The sequence below is a fragment of the Polaribacter sp. 2405UD43-2 genome (assembly GCF_058147125.1).
This window is the reverse complement of the sequence record NZ_JBYVJX010000003.1, coordinates 281,249-306,587: the sequence shown is the minus strand read 5'-3', so window position 1 is coordinate 306,587 and position 25,339 is coordinate 281,249. Positions and strand designations below refer to the sequence as shown.

The 25,339-nt window shown below is 29.3% G+C and carries 24 protein-coding genes; 7 read left to right on the top strand and 17 right to left on the bottom strand.

What is annotated here, in order from left to right:
* Window positions 1–171: 171 nt before the first annotated feature.
* The 9 genes from ACY2RX_RS06615 to ACY2RX_RS06575 form a co-directional block, all read right to left on the bottom strand.
* Window positions 172–1,350, bottom strand: coding sequence for a class I SAM-dependent methyltransferase (locus ACY2RX_RS06615; RefSeq protein ID WP_490103182.1), 1,179 nt, complete (start codon window positions 1,348–1,350; stop codon window positions 172–174).
* Between the two features lie 8 nt (window positions 1,351–1,358).
* The gene (locus ACY2RX_RS06610; RefSeq protein ID WP_490103181.1) at window positions 1,359–2,441 is read right to left on the bottom strand and encodes an AI-2E family transporter; all 1,083 of its coding nucleotides are present in this window, start codon (window positions 2,439–2,441) and stop codon (window positions 1,359–1,361) included.
* Window positions 2,441–3,718 (bottom strand): hypothetical protein, encoded by a 1,278-nt coding sequence (locus ACY2RX_RS06605; protein ID WP_490103180.1) that lies wholly within the window; start codon window positions 3,716–3,718, stop codon window positions 2,441–2,443. The genes ACY2RX_RS06610 and ACY2RX_RS06605 overlap by 1 nt, the downstream gene beginning before the upstream one ends.
* A gap of 53 nt (window positions 3,719–3,771) precedes the next feature.
* On the bottom strand, window positions 3,772–4,431 hold the full coding sequence (locus ACY2RX_RS06600; RefSeq protein WP_490103179.1) for a pyridoxamine 5'-phosphate oxidase family protein: 660 nt from the start codon (window positions 4,429–4,431) through the stop codon (window positions 3,772–3,774).
* 2 nt (window positions 4,432–4,433) lie between these two features.
* Window positions 4,434–4,949 (bottom strand): GNAT family N-acetyltransferase, encoded by a 516-nt coding sequence (locus tag ACY2RX_RS06595; protein ID WP_490103178.1) that lies wholly within the window; start codon window positions 4,947–4,949, stop codon window positions 4,434–4,436.
* 2 nt (window positions 4,950–4,951) lie between these two features.
* The gene (locus ACY2RX_RS06590) at window positions 4,952–5,242 is read right to left on the bottom strand and encodes a DUF1272 domain-containing protein (RefSeq protein WP_490103177.1); all 291 of its coding nucleotides are present in this window, start codon (window positions 5,240–5,242) and stop codon (window positions 4,952–4,954) included.
* 167 nt (window positions 5,243–5,409) lie between these two features.
* A complete protein-coding gene (locus ACY2RX_RS06585) occupies window positions 5,410–5,889 on the bottom strand; it encodes a pyridoxamine 5'-phosphate oxidase family protein (RefSeq protein WP_490103176.1) in 480 nt (159 codons plus the stop codon).
* Between the two features lie 203 nt (window positions 5,890–6,092).
* Window positions 6,093–6,614 carry a DinB family protein gene (locus tag ACY2RX_RS06580; protein WP_490103175.1) on the bottom strand — a complete coding sequence of 174 codons (522 nt, stop codon included), beginning with the start codon at window positions 6,612–6,614 and terminating at the stop codon, window positions 6,093–6,095.
* 15 nt (window positions 6,615–6,629) lie between these two features.
* Window positions 6,630–6,932: an antibiotic biosynthesis monooxygenase family protein gene (locus tag ACY2RX_RS06575; protein ID WP_490103174.1), complete on the bottom strand. Its 303-nt coding sequence runs from the start codon at window positions 6,930–6,932 to the stop codon at window positions 6,630–6,632.
* A gap of 110 nt (window positions 6,933–7,042) precedes the next feature.
* Between ACY2RX_RS06575 and pdxR the strand changes: the two genes are divergently transcribed.
* Window positions 7,043–8,515, top strand: coding sequence for a MocR-like pyridoxine biosynthesis transcription factor PdxR (gene pdxR / locus ACY2RX_RS06570; protein ID WP_490103173.1), 1,473 nt, complete (start codon window positions 7,043–7,045; stop codon window positions 8,513–8,515).
* Here the strand turns inward: pdxR and ACY2RX_RS06565 are convergent.
* Together ACY2RX_RS06565 and ACY2RX_RS06560 are read right to left on the bottom strand one after the other, a co-directional pair.
* Window positions 8,512–9,552: a 4Fe-4S dicluster domain-containing protein gene (locus ACY2RX_RS06565; protein ID WP_490103172.1), complete on the bottom strand. Its 1,041-nt coding sequence runs from the start codon at window positions 9,550–9,552 to the stop codon at window positions 8,512–8,514. The two genes, pdxR and ACY2RX_RS06565, sit on opposite strands and share 4 nt — an antisense overlap.
* Before the next feature lie 25 nt (window positions 9,553–9,577).
* On the bottom strand, window positions 9,578–10,447 hold the full coding sequence (locus ACY2RX_RS06560) for an RluA family pseudouridine synthase (protein WP_490103228.1): 870 nt from the start codon (window positions 10,445–10,447) through the stop codon (window positions 9,578–9,580).
* A gap of 71 nt (window positions 10,448–10,518) precedes the next feature.
* On the opposite strand from ACY2RX_RS06560, the gene ACY2RX_RS06555 reads away from it, so the two are divergent.
* Both ACY2RX_RS06555 and ACY2RX_RS06550 read left to right on the top strand, forming a co-directional pair.
* Window positions 10,519–12,285, top strand: a complete 1,767-nt coding sequence (locus ACY2RX_RS06555) for an AMP-dependent synthetase/ligase (RefSeq protein ID WP_490103171.1) — start codon at window positions 10,519–10,521, stop codon at window positions 12,283–12,285.
* 84 nt (window positions 12,286–12,369) lie between these two features.
* Entirely contained in the window at window positions 12,370–14,145 is a 1,776-nt protein-coding gene (locus ACY2RX_RS06550) for an AMP-dependent synthetase/ligase (protein ID WP_490103170.1), read from the top strand.
* Window positions 14,146–14,207: 62 nt separating this feature from the next.
* On the opposite strand, the gene leuB is transcribed toward ACY2RX_RS06550, so the two are convergent.
* From leuB to leuC, 4 genes are all read right to left on the bottom strand, one after another.
* Window positions 14,208–15,263 carry a 3-isopropylmalate dehydrogenase gene (gene leuB / locus ACY2RX_RS06545; protein ID WP_490103169.1) on the bottom strand — a complete coding sequence of 352 codons (1,056 nt, stop codon included), beginning with the start codon at window positions 15,261–15,263 and terminating at the stop codon, window positions 14,208–14,210.
* Between the two features lie 73 nt (window positions 15,264–15,336).
* Entirely contained in the window at window positions 15,337–16,857 is a 1,521-nt protein-coding gene (locus tag ACY2RX_RS06540; protein WP_490103168.1) for an alpha-isopropylmalate synthase regulatory domain-containing protein, read from the bottom strand.
* 59 nt (window positions 16,858–16,916) lie between these two features.
* On the bottom strand, window positions 16,917–17,516 hold the full coding sequence (gene leuD, locus ACY2RX_RS06535) for a 3-isopropylmalate dehydratase small subunit (protein WP_490103167.1): 600 nt from the start codon (window positions 17,514–17,516) through the stop codon (window positions 16,917–16,919).
* Between the two features lie 90 nt (window positions 17,517–17,606).
* Window positions 17,607–19,007, bottom strand: coding sequence for a 3-isopropylmalate dehydratase large subunit (leuC, locus tag ACY2RX_RS06530; protein WP_490103166.1), 1,401 nt, complete (start codon window positions 19,005–19,007; stop codon window positions 17,607–17,609).
* A gap of 309 nt (window positions 19,008–19,316) precedes the next feature.
* Here leuC and ACY2RX_RS06525 point away from each other — a divergent pair, with 309 nt between their 5' ends.
* Together ACY2RX_RS06525 and ACY2RX_RS06520 are read left to right on the top strand one after the other, a co-directional pair.
* On the top strand, window positions 19,317–19,997 hold the full coding sequence (locus ACY2RX_RS06525) for a tetratricopeptide repeat protein (RefSeq protein ID WP_490103165.1): 681 nt from the start codon (window positions 19,317–19,319) through the stop codon (window positions 19,995–19,997).
* Entirely contained in the window at window positions 19,998–20,534 is a 537-nt protein-coding gene (locus ACY2RX_RS06520; protein ID WP_490103164.1) for a YfiT family bacillithiol transferase, read from the top strand.
* Between the two features lie 42 nt (window positions 20,535–20,576).
* Here ACY2RX_RS06520 and ACY2RX_RS06515 read toward each other — a convergent pair whose 3' ends face one another.
* Together ACY2RX_RS06515 and ACY2RX_RS06510 are read right to left on the bottom strand one after the other, a co-directional pair.
* On the bottom strand, window positions 20,577–20,735 hold the full coding sequence (locus ACY2RX_RS06515) for a YqaE/Pmp3 family membrane protein (RefSeq protein ID WP_076686390.1): 159 nt from the start codon (window positions 20,733–20,735) through the stop codon (window positions 20,577–20,579).
* A 412-nt stretch (window positions 20,736–21,147) separates the two neighbouring features.
* A complete protein-coding gene (locus ACY2RX_RS06510; RefSeq protein ID WP_490103163.1) occupies window positions 21,148–23,637 on the bottom strand; it encodes a M14 family zinc carboxypeptidase in 2,490 nt (829 codons plus the stop codon).
* Window positions 23,638–23,838: 201 nt separating this feature from the next.
* On the opposite strand from ACY2RX_RS06510, the gene ACY2RX_RS06505 reads away from it, so the two are divergent.
* The gene (locus ACY2RX_RS06505; protein WP_490103162.1) at window positions 23,839–24,093 is read left to right on the top strand and encodes a hypothetical protein; all 255 of its coding nucleotides are present in this window, start codon (window positions 23,839–23,841) and stop codon (window positions 24,091–24,093) included.
* A gap of 267 nt (window positions 24,094–24,360) precedes the next feature.
* Window positions 24,361–25,272: a hypothetical protein gene (locus ACY2RX_RS06500; RefSeq protein WP_490103161.1), complete on the top strand. Its 912-nt coding sequence runs from the start codon at window positions 24,361–24,363 to the stop codon at window positions 25,270–25,272.
* Window positions 25,273–25,339 lie beyond the last annotated feature (67 nt).

The following is a 25,339-nucleotide window of genomic DNA, read 5'->3' as shown; positions in this document are numbered from 1 at the left end:
AGTTCATAAAAAACAAAAGTCCCGAAAGTAAATTCGAGACTTTATATTCAAGTGTTTTATACCCCTAATAATAAAACACCTAAACGCGCCACTAATTTAATAAAAAAATTTATTATACACTAAAAATGAGGAAGTTAATTTATTAACAATAAAACAAGCATTATAAATACACTAATTTATTTTTTTACAAACTATAACAACATACTCATTATTATTGAGCGTTGTAAAGAATAAATATACATTACCACCCTCTTTTATTTTAGTTTCTTTTCTAATTTGTGCTACCGTTTTTGGAAAATTTCTAGTAGTAATATTTGCTTTGTTATTGTTTAAATAACTTTTCATTTTTTTCTTATTGTATGGAAAAATTTGATCAACTTTAAAAACTCTTCCAGGAAAATTAATCGGTTTTTCTGATGTATATAAATGTGAATGTTGTTGAAGTTTATAGACTTTCAATTGATGCGAAATTTGATGAAATCCGCCTGATTTTAAAATGGCAGCATTGGGTTCATACAAATAAGAAAGAGGTTTAGAATATATTGATAAAACTTGTTCTTGATAAGTAAAATTAAAAAACTGAATATTCTTTTTACCAATATTTATAGTTTTAATTTCGATGGCATTTTTATAACCTTTTTCTAATAAAAACAGTACTTCTTTTACTTCGTTATTTACAGCTACAATATGAATTTCTTTTACAAATTGCAACTCATTAATAGCACTTGTAATATCTAAAATGGGTGAATTTTTAATAAGAATTGTATGGGTCTTAGAAAACAAAAATTCTAAATTTTCTGGCACATTTGGCAAACAATCTTTTAATAAAAAAACTTTTCCTTTTAGATCATTTCTTCTTGATGGATCTATATAAATACAATCAAAATTGTGATTATTGTTTTTTAAAAATTCGAATCCATCACCAGAAAAAGTGGTTATATTTTCTGTTTTTAATTGTTGATAATTGTGTTTTACAATTGTTGATAAGTCTGTGTTAATTTCACAGTGAGTTACTTTTTTAAATTGCTTAGAAAAATAAAAACAATCTACACCAAAACCGCCTGTAATATCGATAATTGAATTTCCTGAAACTAATGCTGATTTATACTTTGCCGTAATTTCTGACGAAGTTTGCTCAATACTAATTATGGGTGGATAATACATATTTTTGGTAGAAAACCAAGTAGGTAGTTTGTATTCCGATTTTTGTTTTGCAACAATTTGATTTGCCAACTCTTGAATTGAAATAGCATCAAAAGAACTGCCTTTTAAAATCAGTTTTGTAATGTTAGACTTTAAATTATCAGTAATAAATTGCTGAACTTTTGGATGTAAAATTGCAGGATTCAAAAAGCTTTCTAAATATCTTTTGTAATAGATTTTACAATTTTATTATCCGCTAAAAACTCTTTTAAAATTACTTTTAAAGCGGTATACAAAGGTACAGCAGTTATCATACCAACCACACCAAAAAGCAAACCTCCAATAATAATAATTAAGAAAATTTCTAAGGGATGAGATTTTGTTGTTTTTGAAAAAATAATGGGCTGGCTCGCAAAATTATCTATTAATTGCGCTATTAAATAACCAATCATTACATAAATAGTTGTTGGTAAAATTTCTGACTGAAAGTCTTGCCCAATATTACTTGTCATCGATAAAATAAACATTATTACAGCTCCAATCATAGGCCCTACATAAGGGATTAAATTTAACAAAGCACATAAAAATGCAATGACAACAGCGTTGTTTATTCCAAAAATTAATAAAATAATGGTGTATAAAACAAATAAAATGGTGATTTGAAAAATTAACCCAATAAAATATCTTGATAATAAATTGTTAATGGTTTCTAACGATTTTGAGAATCTTTTTTCTTTACCAATTGGTATCATTGTCATTACTCCTTTTTTTAATAATTGACTATCTTTCATAAAAAAGAAAGAGATAAATAACACCGAAAACAAACCCACACTTAACGATCCTAAAGTTCCTAAAACTGAATTTAATAAATTAGGAATTTCTTGAAATTGAGACAAAAAATCGAAGTTTTTAATTTTGCCCAAAACATCTATTCCTTTTGATGAAAAATAGGCTGTAATTTGATTGAATATTTGCTGAATATTTTCTTGTAATTGTTCTACTTCTAAAAGTGACAAACTCTTGCCTTGTTCTGCAATTAACGGAATAAACATTAAGATTAAACCTGTTAGCAAACTTAACATTAAAACCATTGTAAAAACAACTGCTAATGTGTTAGGAAATTTTAGTTTTGTTCTTAAAAAAAGGATGATTGGTCTAGCAATTAAAGACAAAATTGCAGCAATTATAATATAAATAATTACGGATTGAATGGTGTATAGAAAATAGCCCAAAAGAAAAATTCCGACTAACATTCCTAGCGCTCTTAAAATTCCGTTTGAAATTATTTTTGAATTCATTAGTTGTATCCTTTTACAGTTCCCATACTTAATTTTCTGTCTTTACCAAAGGTATGATTTGTTGGTAATAAAGTACCACTTTCTGTGGTAATCCAATCTTGCCAAGTTGCAAGAGTTCCTTCCATTTTCATACTTGGCACATACATTTTATAACTTTTAGGAATATTTTTATCGTCTAAAATCCAAATATAAGTATCTCCAGGAGTTGTGCCACCACTTGTATAGGTAACTCTTAAAGCTTCTTTGCCATCAATAATTTCTATATTTCTGATAACACCATCATCAAATAATTTATGAGGTGCCACTAGCCAAAAAGAGTCGTTATTAAAAATATCCCAAGCTTGTTTTACAATTTTTTCGTCAGTAATTTCTTGTTTATCGCCTTTAAAAAAAACAGTGCTTTTTTCTTTTTCTTGCGGATGCAAACTCACGCTAAAATCATCCCAAGAAACAGTTACAATATGTTTTTGTTTATCCCATTTAAAATGTCTTTTTCCTGCAAAACTCCATTCTAAATAGCGTGTGTTTTTATAATTCTTGTGTTTTATGGCTTTTAAAATTTTATTTGCAAGATTGTTTGCTTTTGTGTTATATGCTTTTACATTTCCCATATCAATTTCTAAACCGAAAAGAGAAAGTGTATGTTTTGTGGGTAATTTTATACCAGCTTCTGTAGTTTTCCAATCTGACCAAGTTGCAGAAACACCTCCAATAGGAATGATGCTTGTCCACATTTTAAATGCAGTTGGATGATAGTTTTCATCTAAAATCCAGAGGTAAGAATCTCCAGGAGTTGAGCCACCAGAGGTGTATGTTACTAAAAGTGCGTCTTTATTATTGTATTTTACAATGCGTCTTTCTGTACCAGCATCAAAAATTTTATGAGGTGCAATTAACCAAAAAGAATCGTTGTTAAAATAATTTTGAGCTTTTTGTATTAACTCATTGTTTTCAATACTATGATTTTTAACTAATATTTTATTTTCTTTAGAGTTTTTAGTATTTATTAGAATAACATTTCCACCCCACTCAACTTTAACTTCATTTTTATTTTTATTCCAAACATAAAAATGTTCTCCTCTAAAACTCCATTCTAAAACTTCAGTATTTTTAAATCCTTTATGGTTTATTGCTTGTAACATTTTGGTTGCCAAAGCATCAGCTTCTTTGTCTTTTTTACCTTCAGGAATTGGTTCATTTTTCACAAAATAATAAATTCCTGCTGCAATAATTAATAGTAAAAATAGAAATCCAATAAATTTAAAAAGCTTCTTCATTTTTTGATAATTAAAAAATCAGAAGCTAAAATATCAATTTTAATAATAACAAACTATTTGTTTGCTTTATAATAATCTAACACGTGTTTTGGAATTTCCATTTCTTGTGGTTTTCCTTTATCAGGAATTGGATATCCTGCAACCTGTTTTACAGGAACTAAGCCTGCCCAAACATCTAACTCATAATCTTCTGACTCATCAACAACACCTACATTTCTAATTTTTGCAGAAGCAGTTTCTATGGTCATTTCTACCACTAAAGTTCTGTCAAATTCTTCTTGATTCATTTCACGAATTCCATTCCATCTGCCTTTCATCATATGTTCCATAAAAACAAATAATGCTTGGTTTTTTTCTTCTTTTTCTTCAATTTTTCTAACGGTACCAAACAAGGTTACAGATCTATAATTTACAGAATGATGAAACCCAGAACGTGCCAAAACCAATGCATCTAAATGCATAACTGTCATACTCATTTCTCCTGCTTTTAAAAGCGATGTTAACATTCTATTGGCGTTAGAACCGTGCAAAATAATTTTGTTTTCTTTTCTGCCATAAGCCATAGGAATTGTGATTGCTTTGTCTTGGAAAACATAGCCAACATAACCAATAAAACCAGCGTCTAAAATGGAATTTATTTTTTCGACATCGTAAACTGCTCTGTTTGCACCTCTTTTAATTCTGTTTAATTTTGATTTTTCGTATGCTTTCATTCTTACATATTTTTGGTAAATATCAAGTTTTCATAATTTGTTTTTCCAACAAAAAAGTCAATACTTCCAACTTGTTGGAAACCGTATTTTTGATAAAAATTAATTCCTTTTATATTTTTGTGATAAGCAGTTAACCAAATGCTTTTAAATTTTAAATCAATTGCAGTTTTTAAGATAATTTCTTGTAATTGAGAGCCAATTTTTAATCCTATAAAATCATTCAAAATATATAATCTTTGCAATTTACAAGACCTGGTTTTATCAGATTTAGAAAAGTTTTCATTTAAAGAAAGTTTGGCAAAACCGATTGGTAATTCCTCAGAAAATACAATCCAGAAAATGTTTTTATCATCATTTAATTCTTCTCTTATTTTTGAAACGGAATAATACATATTGTAAAACTTTAATAAGTCTTCTTTTTCTGTAATGTAATTTCCGTGAGATTCTGTGTAGGTAACTCTGCCTAACAAAGCAATATGAGTTGCATCAGTTACTTTTGCTCTTCTTATTTTAATCATTTTTACCTTTTAGTAGGATGAATATCTTTAAACTGATTTGTATTTATTTTTGCGTTACCTAAATCTTTTGGTTTATAAACTCTATTCTTAGAAGCAGAATATTTCTCAATCATTTTTAATGGACGGATTGGGCGTTCTACAAAATTACCAGCACAACTTGGACAAACATTTTCAAAAATTTCTAAAGCACAAGTTTTACAATAGGTACATTCAAACGAACAAATCATTGCTTCTGTAGAGGTGTTAGGCAAATCTTTGTTGCAGTGTTCGCAATTGGGTCTAATTTCTAACATTATAAATACATTTTTTTTAATTTTATTTTTTTACGTGTCAAAAGTTTAAACTTCAAATTAAACCATTTGTTTTTAATGCTTTAGGCTTAATTTGTTGTGCAGACCTCAAAGGTTTTTAAAACCTTTGAGGTCTTTAATATCTCGAAAACAAATAATTTTTTTTAGCTCTAAAAGTTAATTTTTGTTATGCAATTAGAAATTTTATAGGCTCTTTTAGCACTTTCAATTTGTGCAGCTTCTGTGGTTTCTGGGTAGAGTATGTATTTTGGAGCAATAATGGGTTTTACTTGATTTACGCTAATTTCAGTTATTGTTGAAAAAGGGAAATTACCAAGCGTCATTTTAATTAATAGTTGTTCCATTTCTATAAAATCGATATCAGATTTTTTGATGATTTTAGCTGTTCCTTTTAATTGATAGCCTTTTTGAACTAAAATATCAATAAAACTAATGCAAACATTTTTGTTTTGATTGATGTTTTTTACAGTTTGAGGAGAAGCAATATTGGCAACAATTATTTTATCATTTTTATAAAAACTAAATATTTCTTTTGGAGATACATTGGGTATGTTTTCTTTTGAAACAGTTGCCAACCAACAAAGTACACTTGAGTGCATATATTTTTTTACTTCTTCAGTTATTTTCATTTTTCGGATTAATTTATTTTTACACATTTGTAGTGTGCTGTTAGTTTTTATTTGGGTAGCATCATACTTTTTTTTGCCACGAATTCACGAAATTGTTTACAAATAACTATCTATAGATTCGTGAATTTATGGCTAAAGTTTGCGCTGATTTCTTTTTTCAAAATATGATTTTGCTCAATAGTGTTTTACTCTCATTTATAATATTATAAATACTTTTCTTTAATAACTTGGGTATGCCAAATATCGTGTCCAGGAATTATAAATGCAGCTGCTCTTGCAGATATTTTTCCGCCATTGGCATTTCCAATAAAGCTCAAATCATTATTGGATAAACTTTGTAATAAAGCTATAGAATTATTTCTGTTGATGATAAACTCATTCAATAAATCATCTAAAGATTTGTTATCAGCATTAGAAGGTTTTATATAAATTTCTTGGTCATAACCAGCTAAAACAGTTGTGTCTTGTCTTGCAATTCTAAAACATCTGTACATAAAGATTCTTTCAGTATCTATTAAATGTTGTAAAATTTCTTTTATAGACCATTTTTTAGGTTGATATCTGAAATTTAATTTACTTTCTGGAATCGATTTAAAAAATGAAACCAGTTCTGTTTTTCCATCAATAAAACCTTGAATTAACTCAGTTTTATCGTCCAATTTATCAATATATCTTTTGTAATATTCATCAAATTCTGTTGCTTGAAGCGCTTGTTTTTTTATCATAATATGTTTTTATTTTTATTCTGCAAATACATCATAATGAATTACTTTTTCTTCAAAATCAAGTAGATAATCTTTGTCTTTTGGGTAATATTTGGCAGTATCATACTCTTTACCAGCAAAATTTTTGATAGCATCTATATCTTGCCAAAAAGTAATCAAATTAAAATGTGCTATGTTTCCATCAATACGTTTAAGAAATATCAATTTTACAAAACCTTTGGTTTTTTTGTAATCAGGAATCGCTTTAACTTTCATAAAGTTTGCATATTCTTCATAATGTTCTGCTTTAGTTTTTCCGTGCCAAATTCTTGCTATCATTTTTTAATTATTAAAATATTAATTTTTTTTAGCTTAATGCTATTCAAATATATTATTTTTATGGACTACTAAAGTAATCCAGAATAAAAATAAATAATAGTCCAGTTTTTATGTTTCCTTTCAAAACAAGTTTTAAATTAAATAGAAAAAGCAATCAAGCTTTGTATTTACAATTGGCAAATCAATTTATAGCATTGATTAAAGAACGAAAACTAATTCCTGAAACTAAATTACCAGGAAGCAGAATGTTAGCAGATTTATTAAACGTTCATAGAAAAACAGTGGTTGCATGTTACGAAGAATTGTTACTGCAAGGTTGGGTAGAAAGTGTGCCCAAAAAAGGAACATTTGTAAATGCTAATTTACCTGAATTACAACAACAAAATTTTTTAGATTTAAAAGCTATTTCATCAATAAAATCAGTAGGATTTAAATTCTATAAAAACGCATCTTTAGAAAGAAAATATTATAAGCCACAAAAAGATTTCATCTATTTAAACGATGGTATTTCTGATACAAGATTAACACCAACAGAAGATTTAGCAAGAACTTATAGAAGAATTTGTAGCAGAAAAAATGTTTATAAAGAAATGTCTTATGGCTCTCTTTTTGGCAATGAAAAACTACGAATAACTTTAGCAAATTACCTTAATAAAACTCGCGGATTAAATATTACCAAAGAAAATCTTTTGATTACAAGAGGCAGTCAAATGGGAATTTTTTTGAGTGCAAAATTGTTGTTGCAAAAAGACGATACTATTATTGTTGGGCAAACTAATTACACATCATCAGACACCACTTTTTTACAAAGAAAAGCCAATTTATTACGAGTTACAGTAGATAAAAATGGCTTGGTTACTGATGAAATTGAGCAAATTTGTAAACAAAAAACCGTAAAAGCAGTTTTTGTGACCTCTCATCATCATCATCCAACAACAGTTACGCTATCTGCAGAAAGAAGAATTTGTTTGTTGAATTTAGCCCAAAAATACAATTTCGCCATTATAGAAGATGATTACGATTACGATTTTAATTACAATCATTCTCCTATTTTGCCTTTAGCCAGTCATGATACTAATGGAAATGTAATTTATATTGGATCCGTTTGTAAAACAGTTGCGCCTGTTTTTAGAATTGGCTATTTGATTGCGCCTAAAGAGTTTATAAATGAAGCTGCAAATCAGAGGCGATTTATAGACAGACAGGGAGATGCTTTGTTAGAATTAACGTTTGAAGATTTTATAAAATCTGGAGATTTAGACAGGCATATTAAAAAAGTAATGAAGATTTATAAAATGCGCAGAGATTTGTTTTGTAAACTATTAAAAGATAATTTTTCTGCTGTTTTTTCTTTTGAAATTCCAAAAGGAGGAATGGCAGTTTGGGTAAAGTTAAATGACAATTACTCTTGGAAAACAGTTGCAGAAGTTGCAAGAAAAAACAAATTAGAAATAGGAGAATGGCAACGTTATGACAATGCAAAATTAGGACATAATTCTATTAGAATGGGTTTTGCAACGTATAATGAAGAGGAAACTTATGAACTAATTAAAAGATTGAAATTAAGTTTTAAAAATATCTAAACTTCAACTTTATTCATTCTCTTATGATATTTCTCCATTAAACGAGTTGCTACTTTTTCTTTAGACCAAGGGCAAACTTTTAAGCAAATTCCACATCCAAAATTATCAGTCATATATGGCATACATTTTTCAAAATCTACATAAAATTTTTTAACACCTCTTACCATTTTTTTGCTTTCGCTAATTGCTTTTGGCGGGCAAGCTTTTGTACAAACTTGGCATTTATTACAAAAATCATCTATACCAACAATCATTTGCTCATTTGTTTGTAAAGGCATTGTTGTATAAACTACTCCTAGCCTAAAATTACCTCCTAGTTTTGGGTTGATAAGTGATCCGTGTTTTCCTAACTCGCCAATACCAGCTTCAATAGCTGCTGGTGTTAACAAAAACTCACCAGCTTCTGGCCCACCATGACCATAGGCATAATATCCTTGTTCTAAAATATAATTGGCAATGTTAACAGCTATATCAGAACCATTATTATATTGATTGGCAATTTCTAAAGAAAAATCCCAATGAGGAGCTTTATTAAAAGCTTCAGGTAAATGTTGTACTGCAAAAATCACTAAAAATAATTCTTCTTTTTTTAATGCTTTTTTTGCCCATTTTGGTAATTCATATCCTGTAAAAAGCCATTCTTTTTTTAGTTTTGTAATACCAAAAGCATCCACTTTATTTTTATCAGCAACTTTTTTTACTAGTGTAGAAAAAGCTTCTGGAGTTTCTTTTTTTGGTGCAACTACAGGTGTTGATTTTCGAAGTCTATATTTTCTAATTTTTAAGGAAGCATACTTTTTTAAAACGCTAGTGTGAAATAAAATAATACGAGGTCTAAAATTCATTTTAAATAACATTTGTATGTATTTATATTGAATTCTAGAAGGTGTATGCCAAAGTAACGGAATAGGTTTTCTTACTTTATCTTCTCCTAAACCATTAATTTCATTTCCAGATTTTTTTGGTTTTAAAAACCGAAAAAGAAATGAAGATTCGTAAGTTCCTTCTGGTGTTATTTGTCCTCTAAAAAATCCCAAGCAATACTAATTTTGCTTAAATATACTAAAATTTAAAAGATGGGAATATTTTTTTAAATTTCTTAGGTAATTCCTTAAAAACAGTTATTCTTTCTTTTGTAAAAGGATGCATAAAATCTAACGAAAAAGCGTGTAAATACAAACCTTTCCCTTTTAAAATAAGTTCAGTTTTCCCATATTCTTTATCTCCTAAAATTTGATGATCAACTGCTGCCAAATGCTTTCTAAGTTGATGTTTTCTGCCAGTTTTTGGTGATAATTTTACCAAATTTAAATAATTAAAACGTGCAGATTTTACAGATTTCATCACCATAAATTCTGTTGATGCTTTTTTATCATCTACATTAAAATTTATAATTCCGCCCACACACATTTTACCAATAGCAATTGCATAATACGTTTTTTGTATCTCTTTATTTTCAAATAATTTATTTAGCGTAAGAATTGATAAAGCTGTTTTACCAACCAATAAAACACCACTTGTTGGATAATCTAATCTATGAATAGGCTGCGGTTTTACAACATCTGATTGATTGCTTTTTTTTAGATTTTGAGGCAAAGCATTTGCAATGGTTACAAATTTATTTCCGCTGACTAAAATTCCTGCTGGTTTATAAATTACAGCTAAATAATCATCTTCAAAAAGCACTTCTAACTTTAAATCTAACCTTTTAAAAGTTGATGATTCTTCTGGTTTAAACAACTCAATTTTTTCTCCTCCAAAAATATATTTTGATGTTGTTGCTTTTATTCCATCAATAAAAATGAAACCTTTTTTAATGGATTTTTTTAGTCCAGATTTGGTTAAATTTGTAATAAAAACACCCACTCCATATTCTTGAAAACGAACAGGTTTTTCTTGTTTAGGAACAATATGAGTTTCTACAATTTGCATCATTCATCAAAAGTAAACAATAAGAAACCGAATATAAAATACTTTATTATATTGTACATCAATAATAAAATATGTCAGACCAAATTACCCGACTTTTCGATTTTGCCTATTATCAGTTAAAAAAAACTCCGCAAAACAAATGCTTTAACTATAAAATTGACAATCAATGGAATTCTATTTCTGCTAAAGAATATCTAATTTTAGTCAATAAAGTAAGTAGTTCTTTGCTGCATTTAGGAGTAAAACCGAATGATAAAATTGCTGTAATAACAGAGCATAATAATGCAAATTGGCATATTTTAGATATTGGTATTTTACAAATTGGTGCACAGAATATTCCTTTATATGCAACTTTAGCCCAGAAAGATTACGCGTATATTTTAAATCATTCTGATGCTAAATTTTGCTTTGTTTCTAATCATAAAATTTATGAAAAAGTAAAATCAGTAGCCTCAAAAACACAGCTAATAAATATTTTTTCTTTAGAAGAATTAACAACAAATTATGGCTGGAATGCTTTCTTAAAATTGGGCGAAGCAGAAAACTATCAACCAAAAATAGAAGAATTAAAAAGCAATGTTAAAGGTAATGATTTGGCAACAATCATATATACATCTGGCACAACAGGAACTCCAAAAGGCGTTATGTTAAGCCATAAAAATATCATTACAGCCGTTTTTGCAACAATGGCTTCTTTGCAAGAAATTAAAAAGCAAAATGTAAGAATTTTAAGCTATTTACCTATTTGTCATATTTTTGAAAGAGCCTCTTCATATTACAATCAATATAGAAGTGCAGAAATATTTTTTGCTGAAAGTTTAGAAAAAATTGGCGATAATATTAGAGAAGTAAAACCTCATTATTTAGCAGTTGTACCCAGATTATTAGAAAAGATTTTTGATAAAATTGTTGATAAAGGCAGTAACTTAAATGGTATTAAAAAACGCCTTTTCTTTTGGGCAATTCAGCTTGGAGAGAAATATGAACCTTATCAAAAAAACGGTTTTTGGTATCACTTTAAATTAAAGATTGCCAACAAACTTATTTTTTCTAAATGGAGAGCTGCTTTAGGCAATCATTTAGAATATATGGTTTCTGGTAGCGCGCCAATGCAACCAAAATTAATTCGAATATTTACAGCAGCAAACCTCCCTGTTTTTGAAGGTTATGGATTGACAGAAGCTGCACCAACAGGTTCTTTAAACGATTTAAGAAATAACAATTTTAAGATTGGTACTGTTGGCAAACCTTTGGTTGGTGTAGAAATAAAAATTGCTGATGATGGAGAAATTTTGATGAAAGGCGATAATATTATGATGGGCTATTACAAAGATTCTGAAATGACCAATAAAACTATTATCAATGATTTTTTACATACAGGCGATATTGGAGAAATTGACTCAGAAGGTTTCTTAAAAATTACCGATAGAAAAAAAGAAATATTTAAAACTTCTGGAGGTAAATACATTGCTCCGGCTGCTTTAGAAAGCGAGTTTAAACAATCTCGTTTTATAGCACAAATAATGGTTATTGGTGAAGGAAAAAAAATGCCAGCAGCACTTATTCAATTAAATTTTGAATTTGTTATAGAGTGGGCAAAAAGACACCATCATTCTTTTAATCAAATACATTCTGATGAAAAAATTATTAAAAGAATACAAAAAGAAATCGATTTTTACAATCAAAAATTTGGTAAGTGGGAACAAATAAAAAAATTCGAAATCACACCAGATGAATGGACAATAGAGGCTGGACACTTAACTCCCACTTTGAAAATGCGTAGAAAAATTATTCTAGAAAAATATCAAAATTTGTATCATAAAATATATAATTCTTAAAAATTATCAATAAAAAAACTCTTGAAATTAGTATTTGTTAAATCGAGTTAAAATTCCTAATTTGCCTAGCTCAAATAAAGATTTATGCCAATAGAAGTTTCACGATTATTCGATTTTCCTTATTACCAATTAGAAACATACAATTTAAAAAAAGCTTTTACTTCTAAAACTAGCGGTAAATGGCAATCTATAACCACACAAGAATATATAAACAAAGCCAATCAAATTAGTAGAGGGTTAATTGAACTAGGTGTAAAACCAAATGATAAAATTGCTATAATTTCTTCTACAAATAGAACTGAATGGAATATTTGTGATATAGGAATTTTACAAACAGGTGCACAAAATGTGCCTATTTACCCAACAATTTCTAAAGAAGATTATGAATATATTTTAAATCACTCAGAATCTATTTATTGTTTTGTTTCTGATGATGAAGTTTTGAAAAAAGTGAATAAAATTAAAAAGAAAACCAAGCTAAAAACTGTTTTTACTTTTGATGATATTAAAGGAGAAAAAAGTTGGAAAGAAATTTTAGAACTTGGCAAAGATGAGAGCAATCAAAATCTTGTAGAAGAAAGAAAAAACAATGTAAAAGAAGATGATTTAGCTACTTTAATTTATACTTCAGGAACAACAGGCAAACCTAAAGGAGTTATGCTCTCTCATAAAAATATTGTATCTAACGTTTTAAGTTCTTTTAAGAGAGTTCCTTTAGATTATGGAGATTCTAAAGGTTTAAGTTTCTTACCCGTTTGTCACATTTTTGAGCGTATGATTTTATACCTATATCAATATTGTGGTGTTTCTATTTATTTTGCAGAATCTATAGAAAAGTTGTCTGAAAATGCTCAAGAAATAAAACCAAACGTAATGACTGCTGTACCACGTTTGTATGAAAAAATTTACGATAAAATTATTTTAAAAGGCGAAACCTTAACAGGTATTAAAAAAGGATTATTCTTTTGGGCAGTTAATTTAGGCTTAAAATACGAACCAGATGGCGCCAATGGTTGGTGGTATGAAAAACAATTAGCGCTTGCCAGAAAACTAATTTTCTCTAAATGGCAAGCTGCTTTAGGAGGAGAATTAAAGCTAATGGTTTCTGGTAGTGCAGCTTTACAACCAAGACTAACAAGAGTTTTTGCAGCAGCAGCAATGCCAATTATGGAAGGTTATGGATTAACAGAAACATCGCCAGTAGTATCTGTAAACGACCAAAGAAACAAGGGTTTTAAAATTGGTACAGTGGGTAAAATTATTGATGGTGTAAAAATAAAAATTGCAGAAAATGGAGAAATTTTAGTAAAAGGTCCAAATGTAATGCAAGGCTATTTTAAAGATGAAGAACGAACAAATAATGTAATTAAAAATGGATATTTTCATACAGGTGATAAAGGTAAAGTAGATGAAGAAGGCTTCTTAAAAATTACTGGAAGAACCAAAGAAATGTTTAAAACTTCTGGTGGTAAATATGTAGTTCCGCCTTTATTAGAAGGAGAATTAAAACAATCTTTATTCATAGAACAAGTAATGGTTGTTGGTGAAGGCGAAAAAATGCCTGCAGCTTTTATACAACCAAATTTTGAGTTTATCAAAAAATGGATTCATCATAAAAAACTTAATGTTGGAGACTCTAACCAAGAAATTACTAATTCTGAAAGAGTTATAAAAAGAATTCAGAAAGAAGTAGATAAATGTAATAAAAACTTTGGTAAGTGGGAACAAATAAAACGTTTTGAATTAACACCAGATATTTGGTCTATAGATGATGGTCATTTAACCCCAACAATGAAGATGAAACGTAAAATTATTAAAGAAATTTATAAAGATTTATATGATAAAATTTATAAAGAATAATACCCAAAAAAGCTCTCGAAATTCGAGAGCTTTTTTAATATATTTAAACTAAAATCTAAGGATTAAATATTTTCAGCTAACCAATCTCCTACTTCAGAAGTTCCGTAAGATTTTCCGCCATCAGCTAAATCTTCGGTTACAATTCCTTTATTTAAAGCATTATTTACAGCATCTCTTATTGCTTTTCCTTCTTCTTGTAAACCAAAGTTTTCAAACATCATTGCAGCCGATAAAACTGTTGCCATTGGGTTTGCTATATTTAATCCTGTTGCTTGCGGATAAGAACCGTGAATAGGTTCAAACAAACCAATGTCTGCTCCTAAAGAAGCACTTGGCATTAATCCCATAGAACCAGAAATTACAGAAGCTTCATCCGTTAAAATGTCTCCAAATAAGTTTTCAGTAATTAATACATCATAACTATTTGGCCACTGAACCAAACGCATTGCAACTGCATCAACAAACTCATAAGAAACCTCCACTTCTGGATACTCTTTTTCCATTGCTTGTACAGTTTCTCTCCACAAACGTGAAGTTTCTAATACATTGGCTTTATCTACACAACATAATTTCTTACCACGTGTCATTGCCAATTCAAAACCTTTTTTGGCTAATCTTTGTACTTCAGCTCTTGTGTACACACAATTGTCATATGCAGTTTCTCCTTCATCTCTTCTACCTTTTTCGCCAAAGTAAATTCCACCTGTTAATTCACGTAAAAAAACCAAATCTGTTCCTTCAATACGTTCTCTTTTTAGAGGCGATTTATCTAATAAAGATGGAAATGTAAACGTTGGTCTAACATTTGCAAACAAACCTAATTTCTTACGCATTTTTAACAACCCTTGTTCTGGACGAACTTTTGCTGAAGGATCATTGTCAAACCTTGGATGTCCAATTGCACCAAACAAAACCGCATCAGAAGATGCACAAATTTCGTGCGTTTCATCTGGATAAGGTTCTCCAACTGCATCAATAGCTGCTGCACCCGTTAACGCTGGTTTCCAATTAATTTGGTGGTTGAACTTTTTTGCAATGGCATCAGATACTTTTACTGCTTGGTCTATTACTTCAGGACCAATTCCATCTCCTGCTAATAAGGCTATGTTTAATTTCATAATTTTTATTTTGGCTTTTGGCTCTTTGCTTTTGGCATTTAGCTAATTGCTAATTGCTAGAAGCGAAAAGCTATTATATAATATTCAACATTTTCTCAGTGGCTTTAATGGCAGATACTGTTTGGTCTGAATCTAAACCACGTGTTATAAATTCGTGTTTTTCTCTTTTCCAAGTAATGATGGTTTCGCACAATGCATCAGAATGACTCCCAGGAGGAATTCGAACTCCATAATCTACTAAATCTGGTAAATCTTTTTTGCTGTGTGTTTTGTACAACTTTCTCAACGCATTCATAAAAGCATCAAATTGTCCATCTCCTTGTGCATGTGCTTCATATTGAACACCTTCTACAATTAATTGTAAAGTTGTAGATGGCTTCATTCCTTTAGCATGTCCTAAAACATAATTTTCTACAACTACTCGTTTTTCTATGGTGTCAGAATCTAAAACATCAGAAATAATATAAGGCAAATCATCTTGAGAAACCACTTCTTTTTTATCACCTAATTCAATGATTCTTTGGGTAACCCTCTTTAGTTCTTCGTCATTTAAACGGATGCCTAAATCTTGTAAATTCTTTTGAATATTGGCTTTTCCTGATGTTTTACCAAGAGCATATTTACGTTTTCTTCCAAAACGCTCTGGCATTAAATCGTTAAAATACAGGTTGTTTTTATTATCTCCATCTGCGTGAATTCCAGCAGTTTGTGTAAATACGTTTGCACCTACAACTGGTTTGTTAACTGGAATTCTAAATCCTGAAAACGTTTCAACTAACTTACTTACTTTGTTTAATGCTGTTTCGTTTATAGTAACTTCAACTTCTTTTAAAAAATCGTTGATAACTGCAATAACACTTGCCATTGGTGCATTTCCTGCACGCTCTCCCATCCCATTTATGGTTAAATGCAAACCATTTGCACCCGCTTTTATAGCTTTCATAACATTGGCAACTCCTAAATCATAATCGTTATGACCGTGAAAATCAAAATGTGTTTTTGGATATTTTTTGCGAACTTCTTTTATAAACTCAAATGTTTCTTCTGGAGTTAAAACTCCTAAAGTGTCTGGCAATAAAACGCGTTCTATATTTTGAGTTGTTAAAAAATCTAAATACTCAAAAACATAAGTTTTGGAGTTGCGCATTCCATTAGACCAGTCTTCTAAATACACATTGGTTTTAATGTTGTTTTTAGCAGCTAATTCAATATTTGCTTTAATATCAGCAAAATGTTGTGTTGGTGTTTTTTTAAGTTGATGCGTAAGATGATTTAAAGAACCTTTGGTCAATAAATTTTGGACTTTTGCTCTAGCTTTTAACATCCAATCTATAGACTTTCCTCCATCAACAAAAGTTAATACTTCTATTTTATCTAAAACATTTTGTTCTGTCGCCCAAGAAGTAATTTTTTGTACAGCTTGCAATTCACCTTCAGAAACTCTTGCTGATGCAATTTCTAAGCGATCTACTTTTAATTCTTCTAAAAGTAATTTTGCAATTGTTAATTTTTCAGAAACTGAAAACGACACGCCTGATGTTTGTTCTCCATCACGCAATGTGGTATCCATTATTTCGATTTTTCTTACAGACATTTATTATGTTTTAAGAATAAAAGAGATTCTTCACTTCGTTCCTCGTTCTGAATGACAGTTTAAAATGGTCTTGTTTCTGCAAATGCAACAATTTCGTTTTCGATGTTTTTTAAATAATCAATATCATCAAAACCATTTAACATATTTTCTTTTTTGTAACTGTTAATTACAAAAGATTCAGATTCTCCTGTTGCTACTAATGTTACTGTTTGATTTGGTAAATCAACCTTAATTTCCGTTTTAGGATCAGCCATAATTGCAGCAAATAAAGCCTCAGCAAATTCAACAGAAACCTGTACAGGCAATACCCCAACATTTAAGCAGTTATTCTTAAAAATATCAGCAAATGCTGATGAAATTACACAACGTAATCCAAAATCATATACAGACCAAGCTGCGTGTTCTCTAGAGGAACCCGAACCAAAGTTTCTACCTCCCACTAAGATTTTAGAACCTGCATAAATTTCTTTGTTTAAAGGAAATTCTGGTTTTGGTGTTCCATCTTGATTAAATCTCCAATCTCGGAAAAAATTGATATCAAAATCTTTACGTTCTGTTGCTTTTAAAAAACGTGCAGGAATAATTTGATCTGTATCTACATTTTCTGTTGGTAATGGATATGCTGTACTTGTTAATACATTAAATTTATCGTAAGCCATATTTTTTATGCTTTTAGCCTCTAGCTTATAGCTGTTGGCAAATAATTTATAATTTTTAGCTAATGGTTAAAAGCCAAAAGCTAATAGCTTTTATTTTGTTAATAACGTTCTTGGGTCTGTAACAACTCCTTCCACAGCAGAAGCTGCAGCTACTAATGGAGAAGCTAATAATGTTCTAGATCCTGGTCCTTGACGTCCTTCAAAGTTTCTGTTTGATGTAGAAACTGATAATTTTCCTGCAGGAATTTTATCATCATTCATTGCCAAACAAGCAGAACAACCTGGTTCTCTTAATACAAAACCTGCATCGTCAATAATTTTATCTAAACCTTCTTCTTTAATTTGATCTACCACTTTGTGAGATCCTGGAACTAACCAAGCAGTAACATTGTCTGCTTTTTTACGTCCTTCTACAATAGAACAAAAAGCTCTAAAATCTTCTATACGTCCGTTTGTACAAGAACCTAAGAAAACAAAATCTATTTCTTTACCAATCATAGCTTCACCTTCTTTAAAAGACATATATCCTAATGATTTCTTATAAGTTTCTACACCACCTTCTACATTTTCTGCAAGCGGTATAGACTTTGATACTCCAATTCCCATTCCTGGATTTGTACCGTAAGTAATCATTGGCTCAATATCTGCTGCATCATAATTAAATTCTGCATCAAAGCTTGCTCCTTCATCAGTATATAAAGTTTCCCAATAATTCATTGCCTTATCCCAATCTGCTCCTTTAGGAGTTTGAGAACGACCTTTTAAATATTCGAAAGTTTTTGTATCTGGGGCAATCATACCTCCTCTTGCACCCATTTCTATAGACAAATTACAAACTGTCATTCGCCCTTCCATAGTCATATCTTCAAAAACATCACCTGCATATTCTACAAAATATCCAGTGGCTCCAGAAGTTGTTTGTTTAGAAATAATGTATAAAGCCACATCTTTTGGTGTAACTCCTAAACCTAATTTACCATTTACGTTAATACGCATCGATTTTGGTTTTGGCTGCATAATGCACTGTGTAGACAATACCATTTCTACTTCAGATGTACCAATACCAAAGGCAATAGCACCAAAAGCTCCATGCGTTGATGTATGCGAATCTCCACAAACAATAGTTGCACCTGGTAATGTAATTCCGTTTTCTGGACCAACAACGTGTACAATTCCGTTGTTTTTATCACCTAAGCCCCAATGAGAAATTCCGTGTTTTTCAGCATTTTTTTCTAAAGCATCTAATTGATTTGCAGATAATGGATCTGCCACTGGTAAATGTTGATTTATAGTTGGCGTGTTATGATCTGCAGTAGCAAATGTACGCTCTGGATATACCACACTGTTTCCTCTACTTTCTAATCCTAAAAAGGCTACAGGACTTGTAACTTCATGAATAAAATGACGGTCTATAAAAAACACATCCGGTCCGTCTTTAACCTGACGAACAACGTGCGAATCCCATACTTTGTCAAATAATGTTTTTGCCATTTTTCTTGTTATTTATTGATATGATTAAGTATCAGCTATCAAAAGTAAACTTTATTTGTATTTTTAGTAGATTTTAAACGTTTTACTTAACGATATCTAACTGTCAAAATAATATTTATATGATTGATAAACAGAATTTTAACTTATTTTAAAATACGATGTCTATTTATTTTATTGTGTAATAATTTTTAAATATTGTTATAAGAAGTTTTAGCTATTTATAAAATTTAAAACTAAATAACTTCTAAAAACTGTAACAAAAACCTTATTTTAATCGTCTAAAATAGAGAATCAATTTTACCAATTATTATGAAAAAACTTCTATTTACATTATTTCTATTGTTAATTTTAGCAAGTTGTACTTCACAAAAAAATTCTGAAGACTTTATTAAAAATACAGAAGGCAGGTATTTATTTAATGCTAACGAAGTCTTAGAAATATATTTTAAAGATCAAATTTTACACGCAAAATGGCGTGGTAATGATAATATTGAATTGCTAAAAGTAAGTGATACTTCTTTTTATATGAAAGAATTAAACGAAAAAATATTATTTGTTAGTCAACCAGAAATGCACATTCAACTAGCACCCAAAAGAGAGCATGATAGTATAAAATATCATTTTAAAAAATTAAAAAAAGGTGAAAAAACTCCTATAGAATATCTTGAAAATAAAGAATATAACAAAGCTTTAGCTGCTTATAAAACTATTCAACAAAAAGATTCTTTAAACCCAGTAATTCGCGAAAGAAACATTAATAGATTAGGGTATAAATATTTACGAAACAAAGAATTTAAAACTGCAATTGAAGTATTTAAAATAAACACTCTTTTATACCCTAAGAGTTCAAATACTTTTGATAGCTTAGGGGATGCATTTTTAAGAGCTAAAGATACAATCCTAGCTATAGAAAATTACAAAAAAGCATTGAGTATAAACCCTGAAAACAAAAGTTCTAAAAGAATGTTAAAGAAAATAACTAAAAAATAAATGACGTTAGAAGATTTAAAATATCCTATTGGAAAACCTGATATTCCAGAAAAAATAACCAAAAAAAATATTGAAGATTGGATTTCTGTTTTAGAACGTTTTCCGCAAGAATTAGAATTTTTAGTCAGAGAATTATCAGAAAAACAATTAGACACTTCTTACAGAGAAAATGGCTGGTCTATTAGACAAGTTATACATCATTGTTATGACAGTCATCATAATTCTTATACACGTTTTAAATGGACTTTAACTGAAGACAAACCTATTATTAAAGCCTATTTTGAAGAACTTTGGGCAGCATTACACGATTCTATATCTGCGCCTATTTTTTTATCTATTGATGCTTTAAAAGCATTACACTCTAAATGGGTTTATTTTTTAAGAGGATTAACTGAAAAAGAATTAGAGCAAAGTTTTATTCATCCTGATGGAAATGAAGAAGTGAGTTTAAAAGAAAATATTGGTATTTATGCTTGGCATTGCCAACATCATTTTGCGCATATAGAGCAATTGATGATTAGAAAAGGGTGGTCTTAATTACAAATGCAAAATTATGAATTGCAAATTTTAGATTCATCATTAATTTTTAGGATTATTCAAAATCACTAACGCTCCAATTACTCCAGGAATCCATCCACAAAGTGTTAATAGAAAGATAATAAAAAAAGAACCACAACCTTTGTCTATCACAGAAAGTGGAGGAAAAATGATGGCAAATAATACTCTAAAAAAACTCATTTATACAATTTAGTTGGTTATACAAATAAGACGTTTAATGGTTAATTTTGTTACAAATTTTCTTGTGATATAAAGTTGCAAAGTATCAGTATATAAACTTTGCAATTTTTATTACTTTATAATGTGATTTCTATATAACATAGAATTATATTGAAACGCTATATTTCTTATTATCAGTATTTTGTAATTTATGAGTGATAAGAAATCTCAATCTTTAATGAGATTCTTCCTCATTCTTCGTCTGAATGACATCTGCATACCAAGAAAACAACTAATCAACTGATTATCAACAATCAATATATCAAACTCACGTTTTATTTGTAAACCTTTCGACTGCACTCAAGGTGCCAACAACTAACAACTAACAACTAACAACTAACAACTAACAACTAACAACTAACAACTAACAAACCTACATCTTATCTCCAAAGAAAATAGCGTTCATTAATAGTTTATTAGTTCCGTACCAAAAAGCTCTAAAATTGGTGTTATCTGTAAAAACTACTACGCTACCTCTACCCATTCTCTGTACTTTAAAAGGAACTGTATTAGGAATCACTTTTGCGTTCTCTTTAGAAATATAACCACTTAACAGCGGATTAGAAGTATATTGAATAGGGTTGTTATAACTCTTTTTGTCAGCTTTAATAAACAAGGTTGTGTTTCTAAACAAAGCAATTTTATCATTTTTATAACCAAAATTTATTGGGTGAGAACGATCTATCTTCGCTTCAAAAATTGCACCTCCAATATATTGTGCGCCCAATTTTAAAGATTTTTCTTCAAAAGAAACATCTTTAATGGTATCTATTTTAGCTTTATCAAATTTTATATTGATAAATTTATTACTAGCCAACCATTTGGCAGTATTTCTGTAGCCAATTAAAATGCCTCCATTTCTTGTCCAAGTTTTTAACTTTTCGATGGCAGCCTTTTCAATACGACTGTTAGGAATTATAATATGTGTGTACTTGCTGATATCTACGCTAGTAAAATAACGCAAATCTAAACGTGTTAAATGCATATCAAAACGCTGGTCAAACAAGTGCCAAATTTCTCCAGAATCATAACTTGTTATTCCATCACCAACTAACATTGCTACTTTTGGTTTGTTAATGGTTCTAAAATTATTGCTTCCTAAGTCAATTCCATCATTTAAACCTGTAGAAACACCAGAAATTGAAACGTGACTTTCTTTGGCTATTTTTTCTAAAAATTGATACATTTCTACTGCATTTAATTTTTGATTTTGAACAGGAATAAAAATGGTTCCATACTCATAAAAATTGCCTCCATTTTTAAAATTTTTTAAAGATACTTTTGCTCGTAAATCTTTTTGTAAAATAGCGTTTAACACTTTAGGTGTATAATATTCATTCCAAGGCATTAAATATCCATAATCACTTTTAAATGAAACATTTCCTGCTTTCATTTTTAAATCTGTGATTTCTTTTCCAGCTTTAGAAAGCGATATATTTTCTGCATAATCTACACCAAAAGCGTGATTAAAAGTCCAAGCAGAAACATCGTAAAACAAACTATCTTTAAACGTTTTTCGAACATCGAACATAGCTTTTACCAAACGCTGATTTTTCTGATTCATTGGCACCACATAACTATATCCTTTTTTATACTTTTTTCCATTTTTAGTAAAATCAGATTTTACATTGTGTATTTTTATTTGATGACGTTTTAACACTTCTGCCAAATGAAAACTTTTTGCAGCATCTTTTTCATCACCAAAAACAATAGCTTTTTTACTACCCGTTTTTCTAGATTCTTTATAAAAATTTTGTTGATATTTAAGAATTTTTACTCTCATTTTTCTAGCAGCTTCTAAAGTAGATAAAGCAGCCGTAAACTGATTTCTGATGGTAAAAGGAAATGTTAAAATTCCATTATCCGTTTCTTGCGCGTGTCCGCGAGAACTTGCTTGTTCAAACAAAATTCCTATACTTCCGTTAATATCTGGGAAAGTTGACCCTTTTCCGTAATAAAAATCATCAAAATTCTCTTCAGAATAATATAATGAACCTATTTTATCTAACGCTTTTGCGTGATATGTTGCAATTTCTTTGGTTAAATCTTGGTTCATTTGTGGCGTTAACGGATTTGTTCTACTAGGAATTCCTGGTTGAAAAAAGAAACTAGAATTGCTTCCCATTTCATGATGATCTGTTAAAATATTTGGCAACCATTTATGAAAAGTTTTAATTCTTGCTCTACTTTCTGGCAACTGTACAGGCAACCAATCACGGTTCATATCAAACTGATAATGATTGGTTCTTCCTCTAGGCCAAACTTCTGTATATTCTCTGTCATTAGGATCTGGATTTGTATTTTTACTTTTATTGGTATTTGCCCAATAAGCAAAACGCTGTAATCCATCAGGATTTAAAGAAGGATCAAACAAAATAACAGCATTGTCTAATAAATCTTTTACTTCTGTAGCTTCTGAAGCTGCTAAATAATAAGCCACAGCCAAAGCTGCATTAGAACCACTTGGCTCATTTCCATGAATAGAAAACCCTTGATAAACTACTATTGGGTTGTTAGAAACATCTGCAGAATTATTTGTTGCTGCTATGTGTTCTGCCCTTATATTTTCTATATTTTGATGATTTTTTGGCGAAGTAATTGTTAACAATAATAAAGGTCTTCCTTCAAAAGTAGCACCTCTGCTTTCTAGAGAAATTCTATCGGAAGAAACTGCTAAAGCCTTCATATATTCCGCCAATTTGTCGTGAGAAATATGCCACTCTCCTACTTCGTAACCAATGACACTTTTTGGAGTTGGAATTTGAGAATTATAATTTCCTTTTGGCAGATAATAGGATAAATCAACTTGTTGACCAACCATTGTAAATGTCATCAAGAAAACTAATAATACTACTTTTTTCATTTGTTTTTTAAATTTGGTTAGCTAACAAATATATGAATTCAAAAAAGTTATATTTGGTTCTTTAACATTGATTTAAGATTTTATGTACATTAAAAGAATTTTCCCTGTAAAAACCGTTTTAAAATGGATAAGAAGATATATTTATCTTTTTATTTTACTATCTACAATTCCTGTTTTTTTATTCGATCTTGTAGGCCTAAAATGGTTGCACGTACCTTGGTTACCTTTATAGGTGTTTTGGGTACAGCTATTTCGTTTATTATTAGTTTTAAAAATAACGCTTCTTATGATAGGTTGTGGGAAGCGCGTAAAATATGGGGTGGCATTGTAAACACTTCGCGTTCTTGGACAATTATGGCGAAAGATTTTATTGATAATACACACGCAAAAAACCCACTTTCTAATGATGATTTACAAGCCATAAAAAAGACATCGAAATTGATATTAGGCAATTAATCGACGATACAGATATTCCTAAACCTTATACTTGGAAAAATGATATTGTAATGTAATTTGGTTTAAAATTCAATAATTTTTCAATTCATTTTTTAAGAATCCAATAAAAATTTAGAAACTCCTTTCTCATCTTCTTTTGAATCGTATTTTTATTCAGATATTTGTTGATTAGAAATATTATTGATGATTCATATTTCAACTTTGGAAATCTTACATAACACATTTTCAAGGAATGTTATATTCATTCCATAATAACAACCTAACTAAATGAAAAAAATATTTTTTATTCTAATTCTATTAATAACTATAAGAACATATTGTCAAGAAAAAGACAATATAAGAGAAAGACTTAACAAAACGACAATAAATAAAATAAAATTAAACAAACTATTTCCCTATCACACTAATGGAGAATTAAAGAGAATTACATTAAATGAACAAAAATCTTTTGATTCAATTTCTATACCAAGTGTAAAAAATAGTATGTCTAATTTTTTAAGAGCTCATCTTAAAAAAAAAGATCTAAAAAAAATAAATTACTCGAGAATTGAGTCTGGATATAAGTTTGTGACAAAACCCTTTTTACGAACTCTGTACGACCATAAAATAAGAATGATTTTTAGAATTGGAGAAGATAAAAAAATACTAAGTATTCGAATAAATACAGGAAATGGTGATTTAAACAAAAAAATTGAAAAAATTTTTAAAAACCTTCCGGTAGTAAGATTCAACTTATCTGAGGTAAAAAGAAATGAAATTGGAGATTATAGTGTACAATTGTTTGATTTCAAAAATAATAAACCAAGAATTAATGTTAGCACAAATTATGTTTTTGATGAGAACCCCTTAATTAAAAGTTGTGAAAATATTATTAAGAAACACGTTAAAGAAAGTTGTTTTTATAAAAAATTATACAATCATATTTTAAAAAACATTTCTTCAAAAGTAATTTCTCTACAAAACTTAGAAGGTCCTATTACTATCTATCCAAGATTTACAATCAATAAAAAAGGAGAAATAATAAATGTAAATTCTATTGCACCAAATAAAATCATTAAAAACGAAATTGATCGTGTAATAAAACTATTTAAAGAAGAAATAATTCCAGCTAAAAGAAATGGTATTCCTAAAGAATTCTACTATGAGACTAATTATATAATAGTAATTGATAAAAAATAAAATTCTTTTTACATAGTTTAAATTCTTCTTATTATTTTCAAAATAATTAACAAATTCATAAAAATTC

Excerpts from the sequence above, each read along its gene's own strand:
- ACY2RX_RS06600 (WP_490103179.1), bottom strand. The coding sequence starts at position 4,431 with ATGAAAGCATACGAAAAATCAAAATTAAACAGAATTAAAAGAGGTGCA.
- ACY2RX_RS06510 (WP_490103163.1), bottom strand. The coding sequence starts at position 23,637 with ATGAAAAAAGTAGTATTATTAGTTTTCTTGATGACATTTACAATGGTT.
- ACY2RX_RS06610 (WP_490103181.1), bottom strand. The coding sequence starts at position 2,441 with ATGAATTCAAAAATAATTTCAAACGGAATTTTAAGAGCGCTAGGAATG.
- ACY2RX_RS06575 (WP_490103174.1), bottom strand. The coding sequence starts at position 6,932 with ATGATAGCAAGAATTTGGCACGGAAAAACTAAAGCAGAACATTATGAA.
- ACY2RX_RS06585 (WP_490103176.1), bottom strand. The coding sequence starts at position 5,889 with ATGAAAATAACTGAAGAAGTAAAAAAATATATGCACTCAAGTGTACTT.
- ACY2RX_RS06550 (WP_490103170.1), top strand. The coding sequence starts at position 12,370 with ATGCCAATAGAAGTTTCACGATTATTCGATTTTCCTTATTACCAATTA.
- ACY2RX_RS06505 (WP_490103162.1), top strand. The coding sequence starts at position 23,839 with ATGGTTGCACGTACCTTGGTTACCTTTATAGGTGTTTTGGGTACAGCT.
- ACY2RX_RS06555 (WP_490103171.1), top strand. The coding sequence starts at position 10,519 with ATGTCAGACCAAATTACCCGACTTTTCGATTTTGCCTATTATCAGTTA.
- ACY2RX_RS06520 (WP_490103164.1), top strand. The coding sequence starts at position 19,998 with ATGACGTTAGAAGATTTAAAATATCCTATTGGAAAACCTGATATTCCA.
- leuB (WP_490103169.1), bottom strand. The coding sequence starts at position 15,263 with ATGAAATTAAACATAGCCTTATTAGCAGGAGATGGAATTGGTCCTGAA.
- ACY2RX_RS06580 (WP_490103175.1), bottom strand. The coding sequence starts at position 6,614 with ATGATAAAAAAACAAGCGCTTCAAGCAACAGAATTTGATGAATATTAC.
- leuC (WP_490103166.1), bottom strand. The coding sequence starts at position 19,007 with ATGGCAAAAACATTATTTGACAAAGTATGGGATTCGCACGTTGTTCGT.
- ACY2RX_RS06525 (WP_490103165.1), top strand. The coding sequence starts at position 19,317 with ATGAAAAAACTTCTATTTACATTATTTCTATTGTTAATTTTAGCAAGT.
- pdxR (WP_490103173.1), top strand. The coding sequence starts at position 7,043 with ATGTTTCCTTTCAAAACAAGTTTTAAATTAAATAGAAAAAGCAATCAA.
- ACY2RX_RS06540 (WP_490103168.1), bottom strand. The coding sequence starts at position 16,857 with ATGTCTGTAAGAAAAATCGAAATAATGGATACCACATTGCGTGATGGA.
- ACY2RX_RS06590 (WP_490103177.1), bottom strand. The coding sequence starts at position 5,242 with ATGTTAGAAATTAGACCCAATTGCGAACACTGCAACAAAGATTTGCCT.
- ACY2RX_RS06560 (WP_490103228.1), bottom strand. The coding sequence starts at position 10,447 with ATGCAAATTGTAGAAACTCATATTGTTCCTAAACAAGAAAAACCTGTT.
- ACY2RX_RS06595 (WP_490103178.1), bottom strand. The coding sequence starts at position 4,949 with ATGATTAAAATAAGAAGAGCAAAAGTAACTGATGCAACTCATATTGCT.
- ACY2RX_RS06515 (WP_076686390.1), bottom strand. The coding sequence starts at position 20,735 with ATGAGTTTTTTTAGAGTATTATTTGCCATCATTTTTCCTCCACTTTCT.
- ACY2RX_RS06500 (WP_490103161.1), top strand. The coding sequence starts at position 24,361 with ATGAAAAAAATATTTTTTATTCTAATTCTATTAATAACTATAAGAACA.
- leuD (WP_490103167.1), bottom strand. The coding sequence starts at position 17,516 with ATGGCTTACGATAAATTTAATGTATTAACAAGTACAGCATATCCATTA.
- ACY2RX_RS06605 (WP_490103180.1), bottom strand. The coding sequence starts at position 3,718 with ATGAAGAAGCTTTTTAAATTTATTGGATTTCTATTTTTACTATTAATT.